Origin of the sequence: Marinobacter lacisalsi (genome assembly GCF_042651045.1) — a bacterium.
Taxonomy (GTDB): Bacteria; Pseudomonadota; Gammaproteobacteria; order Pseudomonadales; family Oleiphilaceae; genus Marinobacter; species Marinobacter lacisalsi.
In genome coordinates, this window is record NZ_JBHSDI010000005.1 from 1 (window position 1) to 2302 (window position 2302).

Sequence of the window (2302 nt, forward strand, 5' to 3'; positions counted from 1 at the left end):
GATTACAACGATGCGCAGGCCATTGCTGAGGCATGCCTTCACGGCGCCATTCGGTCGGTAGCGGTAAAGAGCGTCGAACAACAGGATGACCAGGCGTTTCACGCCATCCGCCGGAGCCTGAAGGTAGAGAGCACGCGACTGGTGAACCAGATGCGGGGCCTGCTGGCAGAGTATGGGATAACAGTCCCGAAGTCTGTCAGCGCGTTTTGTCGACGAGTACCGGAGTTGCTCGAAGATGCTGAAAACGGTTTGAGTATTCGGTTCCGCATGCTACTGAACCGGCAGTGGCGGAGACTCAACGCTTTGCTCGAAGAGCAGGCGTGGTACGACGAACAACTGCAACGACAAGCCAAAGAAGATGCCACCTGTCGTCGATTGACCGACATTCCCGGCATTGGCCCGGTTGTTGCTAGCGCTGTAAAAGGCTGGATGGGCGATGGCCAGNCAGTCGCTGTACGGGATCACCAAGCGAGGTGATGCCTACTTGAGATCCTTGGTGGTGCACGGTGCTCGCGCCGTGGTGCGAACGGCCAGGAAGAAGCAAGACGCCTTGAGTCGGTGGGCTCTGGCGGTAGAAGCCAGAAGAGGCCACAACCGAGCGGTTGTGGCAGTGGCTAACAAGATTATTCGAATGGCATGGGTCGTGGTGGCCCGTCAGGAACACTACAGGCCAGCTGAGAACCAGATAGCGGTGGCCTGAACGAGAAACTAAACGAAAGCCACAAATCCGAAGAGAAGGGTTTTACCCAAGGTTGCGAAGGCAACAGACACATTGATGACATAACAGGCCAAACCGGCGCACCTGAAACCTGTGGAAGGACATGGCCCTAAAGGCCGTTTCCGTGATTAGGCAGGTGCGCGGCGAATCCTCATCAGGGCCAGAGGTGGCAGACCCGCCTCGTCAACAGGCCGGATATATGGCAGCAACCTGTCCCTCATCAACGTCTGAGGCTTTGCAAATGGGAGGAGACCATATATGTTCTTCCGTGGATTCCGTGGCCAATCAAGTCCTTGAACTCGGGCTCCCAGCCGCCGGACACCACCATCAGAATTCTCTTCAAGCGGCGCGGAATGACACCAAGCCAGATCCGCTACCTCGCCATTGGGTGCGTAACCAGTAGGCGCCTCGCGGATGAGTTCGGCAATGCGGGCACAATCGAAGTTCAGGCTAGCGAGGGAGAGTTTCTTCAGGAGGGATTCCACATCGTCCCTGGGCATGGAGGCTTCTTCAGCGCCCTTCCGGGCTCAGCAGCGTACCACCAAGCATTGCCTGGGCATGGTCCAGAGCATCATTACATGGAGGCCCCGACTGATGGCGTCGTTTAAACTCCTCCCGGGTTCCGCTCGTCCTCATTGCCAGCTCACGCCTTTCGTCTTGTGCCAGTGCCAACGCAACAGGGAAATCCTCCCGCCCCTTCCCTGTTTCAGCTATAGCATCTGCCAACTTCCAAGCACGGTTGCTGTAACGCTCGGACAGCGCTTTGTTCTGTTCAAACTCGAGCGAATAACTTGAGCATAACTGAAGGGTGAGGAATGTTCGGGCAGCCGGAAGCAGGCGAAGCTCTGGCGATTCAGCCAGAGCTATTGGAGAAACAATCGCTGTCACGACAAGCAGCACGGCAACCGCTGCTATCATTCGGCCAAGATACCTGATCGCGGACACACTCATTCAGTCACCTTTCCGCCGGCATCTGCAAGCCGATAACCAGGGTCCAGCGCGAGAATGAAGAGGGGCCAAAGCGCCATGGTCACCCAGATGGTTGTTTCCGGGAAAAAGTAGCGAACAACTACAGAAGCAGCTCCCGCTAACAACAGTGCTGGTGCCAAAACGCACCTGGTCCAGAAAATGGGCGATCTCCTCACCTTGCCCAAAACCAGCCCACGGAGCATGGCGTAGTAAAGGAACCACCCACTCACACCACTGAACAACATCAGAACCAGCATCCTAGAGGTCTTCGTAAACCAGCAAGCCACGGGCGGCCAATTCCCGGCGAGCCTTGTCTGACTCGTGCTTTGCCATGATATTCAGACCGGAAAGAACGATCAGCGTGGGCACGGCGGCAACACCAGCAGCACGAGCAAGCTTTGGAGCCCACCCAAACTTGCGCGCCACCTCTTCAACAAGCTCGGCTTTTTCCAGAGAGGCGAGTGCCTCTGACGCCAAAGCCCTCGGGCCGCCCCTGGACGAAACCCACACCGGTAATCCCCCCATTTTTAGCGGGGTTCAAAAGTAGACCTCAGGCCATGATGGCCAACTTCTGTTGAGGAGTAATTCCCCCGAGTCCCATATTGGGTCGTTCGT

The 2302-nt window shown here is 56.7% G+C and carries 3 protein-coding genes; all 3 read right to left on the reverse strand.

All coding sequences use genetic code 11. The annotated features are described in order from the left end of the window. Window positions 1-1228: 1228 nt before the first annotated feature. The 3 genes from ACFOZ5_RS03490 to ACFOZ5_RS03500 are packed head-to-tail and all read right to left on the reverse strand — an operon-like array spanning window position 1229 to window position 2164. The gene (locus ACFOZ5_RS03490) at window positions 1229-1636 is read right to left on the reverse strand and encodes a hypothetical protein (protein WP_379885455.1); all 408 of its coding nucleotides are present in this window, start codon (window positions 1634-1636) and stop codon (window positions 1229-1231) included. 29 nt (window positions 1637-1665) lie between these two features. After that, window positions 1666-1944 carry a hypothetical protein gene (locus ACFOZ5_RS03495; RefSeq protein ID WP_379885456.1) on the reverse strand — a complete coding sequence of 93 codons (279 nt, stop codon included), beginning with the start codon at window positions 1942-1944 and terminating at the stop codon, window positions 1666-1668. A 1-nt stretch (window position 1945) separates the two neighbouring features. After that, window positions 1946-2164, reverse strand: a complete 219-nt coding sequence (locus tag ACFOZ5_RS03500; RefSeq protein ID WP_379885457.1) for a hypothetical protein — start codon at window positions 2162-2164, stop codon at window positions 1946-1948. Between the last annotated feature and the right edge of the window lie 138 nt (window positions 2165-2302).